This is a genomic window from Variovorax gracilis (genome assembly GCF_030317115.1).
Taxonomy (GTDB): domain Bacteria; phylum Pseudomonadota; class Gammaproteobacteria; order Burkholderiales; family Burkholderiaceae_C; genus Variovorax; species Variovorax gracilis.
The window spans coordinates 94775-102961 of the sequence record NZ_JASZYF010000021.1 but is presented as its reverse complement, the minus strand read 5'-3'; the positions used below and the strand labels follow the sequence as shown (position 1 = coordinate 102961).

Genomic DNA, 8187 nt, shown 5'->3' with positions numbered 1-8187 from the left:
CGTGTCGATCACGGTGAAGCTGATCAACCCGATCGCGATGGAAGAAGGCCTGCGCTTCGCCATCCGTGAAGGCGGCCGTACCGTCGGTTCGGGCGTCGTGGCCAAGATCCTCGACGTCTGATTTAAGGATCGCGAAGGGGTATAGCTCAATTGGCAGAGCGTCGGTCTCCAAAACCGAAGGTTGTAGGTTCGATTCCTACTGCCCCTGCCACCTAGGTGGCCCCGAAACAAGCCCGTCATGTCCTGACGGGCTTCGGCGTCTCAAGCGACGTAATGAATTGAAGGCTGCAAGGCCGCAGGAACAAAGCCAAAGATGGCCACTTCTCAAATCGAAACCGTGAGCACGAGTGCGGACAAGGCCAAGCTGGCTGCGGCCGTCGTGCTGGCGGTCGGCGCCATCGTGGCGTTCTATCTGCTTGCGCGCCAGGGCGCGATCGTGCAGTGGATTGCCTTGCTCGTCGGTCTCGCTGCCGCCGTGGGCGCATTCGCGAGTTCGGAGAGTGGTCGCCAGTTGTGGGCCTTCGGCCGCGACTCGTGGCGCGAGGTCAAGAAGGTTGTCTGGCCGACGCGCAAGGAAGCGATCCAGATGACGGCCTATGTGTTTGCCTTCGTGGCCATCATGTCGATCTTCCTTTGGCTCACCGACAAGACGCTCGAATGGGTGTTTTTCGACCTCATTCTGGGCTGGAGAAAATAATGACTGACGACGCTGTCGAAGCCACGCCGGAAAGCACGTCCGTGCTGGCCGCGCCCGCCCATCCCGACCTGCGCTGGTACGTGGTGCACGCGTACTCCGGCATGGAGAAGGCCGTGGAGCGCAACATCACCGAGCGCATTGCCCGCGCCGGCATGCAGGACAAGTTCGGCCGCATCCTGGTCCCGACCGAAGAAGTGGTCGAGATCAAGAACGGCCAGAAGCGCACCACCGAGCGCCGCTTCTTCCCCGGCTACGTCCTGGTCGAGATGATCATGGACGACGAGAGCTGGCACCTGGTGAAGCACACCAACAAGGTGACTGGCTTTGTGGGCGGTGCGAAGAACCGTCCGGCCCCGATCTCCCAGAAGGAAGTCGAGGACATCGTCAGCCAGATGCAGCAGGGCACCGAGAAGCCCCGCCACAAGGTGGAGTTCGTCGTCGGCGAATTCGTGCGCGTCAAGGAAGGTCCGTTCACCGACTTCAACGGCACCGTCGAGGAAGTCAACTACGAGAAGAGCAAGGTGCGCGTGTCGGTCATGATTTTCGGCCGCGCCACGCCTGTCGAACTCGAATTCAGCCAGGTCGAGAAGACCTGAGCCCCTGGTCGAAAGACCGGAACCATTCCGGCTGCGCGTTGTCCGACTCGGCGCGCGGCCCTGATCGAAGAGTCGTTTAACCCCGGGGAGCCACGGCCCAGTGCCAAGGCGATATCACCCGCAAGGAGCAAAGCATGGCGAAAAAAATCGTCGGCTTCATCAAGCTGCAAGTGCCAGCTGGTAAGGCCAACCCGTCACCGCCCATCGGTCCCGCACTGGGCCAGCGCGGTTTGAACATCATGGAATTCTGCAAGGCGTTCAACGCGCAGACCCAAGGCGTCGAGCCGGGCCTGCCGCTGCCGGTGGTCATCACCGCGTTCGCCGACAAGAGCTTCACCTTCATCATCAAGACGCCGCCGGCGATCACCTTGATCAAGAAGGCAATCAAGCTCGAGAAGGGTTCTGCCCGTCCGCACACCGACAAGGTCGGCAAGATCACGCGCGCACAGCTCGAAGAGATCGCCAAGACCAAGATGAAGGACCTGACGGCTGCCGACCTGGACGCCGCGGTTCGCACCATCGCCGGCTCTGCCCGTTCGATGGGCGTGAATGTGGAGGGCGTGTAAATGGCCAAGATCACCAAGAAGCAAAAAGCCCTCGTGGGCAAGGTCGACAGCAACAAGCTGTACCCGCTCGCTGACGCCATCGGCATCATCAAGGAAGCCGCCACCGCGAAGTTCGACGAGTCGATCGACGTGGCTGTCCAGCTCGGCATCGATGCGAAGAAGTCCGACCAGGTCGTTCGTGGCGCCGTCGTGCTGCCCAATGGCACCGGCAAGACCAAGCGCGTGGCCGTGTTCGCACAGGGCGCCAAGGCTGAGGAAGCCAAGGCCGCTGGCGCCGACATCGTCGGCATGGACGATCTGGCAGCGATGGTGAAGGCTGGCGACATGCCCTTCGACGTCGTGATCGCCGCACCGGATGCGATGCGCGTCGTCGGTACGCTCGGCCAGATCCTCGGCCCGCGCGGCTTGATGCCCAACCCGAAGGTCGGCACCGTGACGCCTGATGTCGCGACCGCCGTCAAGAACGCGAAGGCTGGCCAGGTGCAGTTCCGCGTCGACAAGGCAGGCATCGTGCACGGCACGATCGGCCGTCGTTCGTTCGACACCGACAAGCTGCAGGGCAACCTCGCCGCGCTGATCGATGCGCTGGTCAAGGCCAAGCCGGCTACCAGCAAGGGTGTGTACCTGCGCAAGGTGGCTGTGTCGTCGACGATGGGTCTGGGTGTCCGCGTGGACACGCAAACCATCGCCACGCAAGGCTGATGTGCATGAGGGGTCTCGCCGCGGCGGGACCCTGATGAATTTGCCTCGATGCCGAAAGGCGACGGGGCGAAGTGGTGGGTCGGAGCGTCGTTCATTCGGCGCCCCGGGCCATCCAAGACCGCTGGCGTGCAGTGAAGTCTGCACTTAATCGTTCCACCCTCTCGTGGGACAACCAGCGCAGATGGCGATCCCGCTGCAAAGGAATTCGTTTCCGAAACAGTTGGTCGCTGCATGAAGCGCGTTCCGAGGCCCAGGCCGGAGAGCGCATTAAAAGGAGTAGACCTTGAGTCTGAATCGCAGTGAGAAAGAAGCGGTCATCAGTGATGTGACCAGCCTCGCCGCAAAAGCTCAAACGCTCGTGATGGCGGAATACCGTGGCATCACGGTGGCCGATATGACCAAACTGCGCAACGATGCGCGCAGCAAGGGTGTGAGCCTCAGCGTGTTGAAGAACACGCTGGCCCGCCGTGCTGTCGCAGGTAGCCCGTTTGAGATTGTTGGCGACCAGATGACCGGTCCGCTGATCTATGGCTTCTCCGAAGACGCTGTGGCTGCCGCGAAGGTGGTGGCCGATTTCGCGAAGACCAACGACAAGTTGGTGATTCGCGGCGGCGCATTCGGTGGCAAGGCCCTGGACGTCGACGGCGTGAAGCAATTGGCCAGCATCCCCTCGAAGGAAGTGTTGTTGGCACAACTGCTGGGCTTGATGCAATCCCCGATCTCGCGCACGGCCCGTGTTCTGGCCGCGCTCGCCGAGAAGCGTGGTGGTGGCGATGCACCGGCCGAAGCTCCGGCCGAAGCGCAAGCTGCTTGAGCCTTGCGTTTGAAATATTCAACCCAATTGTTAGGAAATCAAAATGGCATTCGATAAAGACGCATTTCTGACCGCGCTCGACAGCATGACGGTCCTGGAACTCAACGACCTGGTGAAAGCCATCGAAGAGAAGTTCGGCGTGAGCGCCGCAGCCATGTCGGCCCCGGCCGCCGGTGGTGGCGCCGCTGCCGCTGTCGTCGAAGAAAAGACCGAGTTCAACGTCGTTCTGCTCGACGCAGGCGCGAACAAGGTGTCGGCGATCAAGGCCGTGCGCGAAATCACCGGCCTGGGCCTCAAGGAAGCCAAGGACCTGGTGGAAGCCGCTCCCAAGGCTGTCAAGGAAGGCCTGCCGAAGGCAGACGCCGAAGCAGCCAAGAAGAAGCTGGAAGACGCTGGCGCCAAGGTGGAACTGAAGTAATTCAGTCTCCCTGGAGGGCTGGAGTGTGCCGAAAGGCCCTCCAGCCTTTGCCGCTTTCAGAGCGCACCCAAAAACCGGCTTGGTCCAAGACGGTTTTTGAGTGTCTTCTGACCCCGACTGCAGAAGACCCCCTTGGTTCGGGCGATGTGCAACGCATCGCCGTCCGCCAGGGCTGGTAGTGGCCAGCCGCCAAGGAGAGTGGTGCTCAGGCACCTCACCACGTCGCTGAAGATCTCAAGCTCCGGAGCTCTCATGGCCCAAACGTCCACGTACAGTTATACCGAACGCAAGCGCATCCGAAAGAATTTCGGCAATCGCGACAGCGTCGTCGAAATTCCCTACCTCCTGCAAATGCAGAAAGACGCGTATACCGCGTTCCTGCAAGCCGGCATCCCGCCCCAGAAACGCACCGTGGAAGGCCTGCAGGCTGCGTTCGACGCGGCGTTCCCGATCGTCTCGCACAACGGTTTCGTCGAGATGAAGTTTCTCGAATACAACCTGGCGAAGCCGGCTTTCGACGTCCGCGAGTGCCAGACCCGCGGCCTGACCTTCGCCTCGGCCGTTCGCGCCAAGGTCCAGCTGATCATCTATGACCGCGAGTCGTCGACGTCGCAGTCGAAGGTGGTCAAGGAAGTGAAGGAGCAAGAGGTCTACATGGGCGAAGTTCCGCTCATGACGGACAAGGGCTCGTTCATCATCAACGGCACCGAGCGCGTCATCGTGTCGCAGCTGCATCGTTCGCCGGGCGTGTTTTTCGAGCACGACAAGGGCAAGACGCACAGCTCGGGCAAGTTGCTGTTCTCGGCCCGCGTGATTCCCTACCGTGGCTCGTGGCTCGACTTCGAGTTCGACCCGAAGGACATGCTGTACTTCCGCGTCGACCGTCGCCGCAAGATGCCGGTCACGATCCTGCTGAAGGCCATCGGCCTGAATCCGGAATCGATCCTCGCGAACTTCTTCGTGAACGACAACTTCCGCCTGATGGACAGCGGCGCGCAGATGGAGTTCGTCTCCGAGCGCCTGCGCGGTGAAGTCGCACGCTTCGACATCACCGACAAGTCCGGCAAGGTCGTGGTCGCCAAGGACAAGCGCGTCACCGCCCGCCACACGCGTGAACTCGAGCAATCGGGCACCACGCACATCAGCGTGCCGGAAGACTTCCTGGTCGGCCGCGTCATCGCCCGCAACATCGTCGACCCCGACTCCGGCGAGATCCTGGCCAAGGCCAACGACGAACTGACGGAAGCGCTGCTGAAGAAGCTGCGCACCGCCGGCGTGCAGGACGTGCAAGCGATCTACACCAACGAACTCGACCAGGGCGCCTACATCTCGCAGACGCTGCGCATCGACGAAACGGTGGACGAATTCGCCGCGCGCGTGGCCATCTACCGCATGATGCGCCCCGGCGAGCCGCCGACGGAAGACGCGGTGCAGGCCCTGTTCCAGCGCCTCTTCTACAACCCCGACACCTACGACCTGTCGCGCGTCGGCCGCATGAAGTTCAACGCCAAGGTCGGCCGCGACGAGTCGACCGGCCCGATGGTGCTGACCAACGAGGACATCCTGGCCGTGGTCAAGATCCTCGTGGACCTGCGCAATGGCCGCGGCGAAGTCGACGACATCGACCACCTGGGCAATCGCCGCGTGCGTTGCGTCGGCGAACTGGCCGAGAACCAGTACCGCACCGGCCTCGCCCGTATCGAGAAGGCCGTCAAGGAACGTCTGGGTCAAGCGGAACAAGAACCGCTGATGCCGCACGACCTGATCAACAGCAAGCCGATCTCGGCCGCGCTGAAGGAATTCTTCGGTGCGTCGCAGCTGTCGCAGTTCATGGACCAGACCAACCCGCTGTCCGAGATCACGCACAAGCGTCGCGTCTCGGCCCTCGGCCCGGGCGGTCTGACCCGCGAGCGCGCTGGCTTCGAAGTGCGCGACGTGCACGTCACCCACTACGGTCGCGTGTGCCCGATCGAAACGCCTGAAGGCCCGAACATCGGCCTGATCAACTCGCTGGCCCTGTACGCCCGCCTGAACGAATACGGCTTCATCGAGACGCCGTACCGTCGCGTGGTGGACGGCAAGGTCACGATGGACATCGACTACCTCTCGGCCATCGAGGAAGGCAAGTACGTCATCGCGCAGGCCAACGCCGCGCTCGACAAGGACGGCAAGCTGACCGGCGACCTGGTCTCGGCCCGCGAAACCGGCGAATCGATCCTGGTCGGCGCCGAACGCGTGCAGTACATGGACGTGTCGCCCGCGCAGATCGTGTCGGTGGCTGCCTCGCTCGTGCCCTTCCTGGAGCACGACGATGCGAACCGCGCGTTGATGGGCGCCAACATGCAGCGTCAGGCGGTGCCTGTGCTGCGTCCCGAAAAGCCGTTCGTCGGTACCGGTATCGAGCGCGTCTCCGCGGTCGACTCGGGCACCGTCGTGACCGCGACCCGCGGCGGTATCGTCGACTACGTCGACGCGACCCGCATCGTCGTGCGCGTGAACGACGCCGAAGCGGCGGCCGGTGAAGTGGGCGTGGACATCTACAACCTGATCAAGTATCAGCGTTCGAACCAGAACACGAACATTCATCAGCGTCCGATCGTCAAGCGCGGCGACAAGATCGCCAAGGGCGACGTGGTCGCCGACGGCGCATCGACCGACCTGGGCGAGCTCGCGCTCGGCCAGAACATGCTGATCGCGTTCATGCCCTGGAACGGCTACAACTTCGAAGACTCGATCCTGATCAGCGAGCGCGTGGTTGCCGAAGACCGCTACACCTCGATCCACATCGAGGAACTGGTCGTGATGGCTCGCGACACCAAGCTGGGCGCCGAGGAAATCACGCGCGACATCCCGAACCTGGCCGAGCAGCAGCTCAACCGCCTGGACGAATCCGGGATCATCTACGTCGGCGCCGAGGTGCAGCCGGGCGATACGCTGGTCGGCAAGGTCACGCCCAAGGGCGAAACCACGCTGACGCCTGAAGAAAAGCTGCTGCGCGCGATCTTCGGCGAGAAGGCTTCGGACGTGAAGGACACCTCGCTGCGCGTGGACCAGGGCTCGCAAGGCACGGTGATCGACGTGCAGGTGTTCACCCGCGAAGGCATCACGCGCGACAAGCGCGCCCAGCAGATCATCGACGACGAGCTCAAGCGCTTCCGCCTCGACCTGAACGACCAGCTTCGCATCGTCGAAGCGGACGCGTTCGACCGGATCGAGAAGCTGCTGACCGGCAAGGTCGCCAACGGCGGCCCGAACAAGCTGGCCAAGGGCACCAAGCTCGACAAGGCGTACCTCTCGTCGATCGAGAAGTTCCACTGGTTCGACATCCGCCCGGCGGAGGACGAAGTCGCGGCACAGCTCGAGTCGATCAAGAACTCGCTCGAGCAGACGCGCCACAGCTTCGACCTCGCCTTCGAGGAAAAGCGCAAGAAGCTCACGCAAGGCGACGAGCTGCCCGCGGGCGTGCTCAAGATGGTCAAGGTCTACCTGGCCGTCAAGCGCCGCCTGCAACCCGGCGACAAGATGGCCGGCCGCCACGGCAACAAGGGTGTGGTGTCGAAGATCGTTCCGGTCGAAGACATGCCGCACATGGCCGACGGCACGCCGTGCGACATCTGCCTGAACCCGCTGGGCGTGCCTTCGCGGATGAACGTCGGACAGGTGCTCGAAGTGCATCTGGGCTGGGCCGGCAAGGGCGTGGGCCAGCGTATCGGCGACATGCTGCAGGCGGAGGCCAAGGTGGCCGAGCTGCGCAAGTTCCTGGATGAGCTCTACAACGGCTCGGGCCGCAAGGAAGACCTCGGCAAGCTGAGCGACACCGACGTGCTCGAAATGGCACAGAACCTGTCGCAAGGCGTGCCTTTCGCGACCCCGGTGTTCGACGGCGCCTCGGAAGACGAAATCCGCGGCATGCTGAAGCTCGCCTACCCGGACGAGATCGCCAAGCTCAAGGGACTGACCGCAACCCGCACGCAGGCGTACCTGTACGACGGCCGCACAGGCGACCAGTTCGAGCGCCCGGTCACTGTCGGCTACATGCACTTCTTGAAGCTGCACCACTTGGTGGACGACAAGATGCACGCGCGTTCGACCGGCCCGTATTCGCTCGTCACGCAGCAACCGCTGGGCGGCAAGGCGCAGTTCGGTGGCCAGCGTTTCGGGGAAATGGAAGTGTGGGCGCTCGAAGCCTACGGCGCTTCCTACGTCCTGCAGGAAATGCTGACCGTGAAGTCCGACGACGTGCAAGGCCGTACCAAGGTGTACGAAAGCATCGTCAAGGGCGAACACTCCATCGAAGCCGGCATGCCGGAATCGTTCAATGTGCTGGTCAAGGAAATCCGCTCCCTTGGCCTGGACATCGAACTCGAACGCTCATAAGCAGACAAGGAAAGAGT

General features: G+C 62.7%; 8 protein-coding genes and 1 tRNA gene. All 9 read left to right on the top strand.

Features of this window, described 5'->3' with window-relative positions; translation table 11 throughout:
* On the top strand, positions 1-121 hold a 121-nt coding region (locus QTH97_RS27395), incomplete at its 5' end, for an EF-Tu C-terminal domain-related protein (RefSeq protein ID WP_506555389.1).
* A 14-nt stretch (positions 122-135) separates the two neighbouring features.
* A tRNA-Trp gene (locus QTH97_RS27390) sits at positions 136-211 on the top strand.
* A gap of 102 nt (positions 212-313) precedes the next feature.
* Positions 314-697, top strand: a complete 384-nt coding sequence (gene secE / locus QTH97_RS27385; protein ID WP_286571679.1) for a preprotein translocase subunit SecE — start codon at positions 314-316, stop codon at positions 695-697.
* The gene (nusG, locus tag QTH97_RS27380) at positions 697-1293 is read left to right on the top strand and encodes a transcription termination/antitermination protein NusG (RefSeq protein WP_286571678.1); all 597 of its coding nucleotides are present in this window, start codon (positions 697-699) and stop codon (positions 1291-1293) included. Before secE ends, nusG begins: the two co-directional genes overlap by 1 nt.
* A 134-nt stretch (positions 1294-1427) precedes the next feature.
* Positions 1428-1859 (top strand): 50S ribosomal protein L11, encoded by a 432-nt coding sequence (rplK, locus tag QTH97_RS27375; protein ID WP_028252759.1) that lies wholly within the window; start codon positions 1428-1430, stop codon positions 1857-1859.
* A complete protein-coding gene (rplA, locus tag QTH97_RS27370) occupies positions 1860-2561 on the top strand; it encodes a 50S ribosomal protein L1 (protein ID WP_286571677.1) in 702 nt (233 codons plus the stop codon).
* Between the two features lie 283 nt (positions 2562-2844).
* The gene (gene rplJ, locus QTH97_RS27365; protein WP_286571676.1) at positions 2845-3375 is read left to right on the top strand and encodes a 50S ribosomal protein L10; all 531 of its coding nucleotides are present in this window, start codon (positions 2845-2847) and stop codon (positions 3373-3375) included.
* 43 nt (positions 3376-3418) lie between these two features.
* Complete coding sequence (gene rplL / locus QTH97_RS27360; RefSeq protein ID WP_286571675.1) at positions 3419-3793, top strand: 50S ribosomal protein L7/L12; 375 nt, start codon at positions 3419-3421, stop codon at positions 3791-3793.
* A 252-nt stretch (positions 3794-4045) separates the two neighbouring features.
* Positions 4046-8170, top strand: coding sequence for a DNA-directed RNA polymerase subunit beta (rpoB, locus tag QTH97_RS27355; RefSeq protein WP_286571674.1), 4125 nt, complete (start codon positions 4046-4048; stop codon positions 8168-8170).
* The last annotated feature ends 17 nt before the right edge of the window (positions 8171-8187 follow it).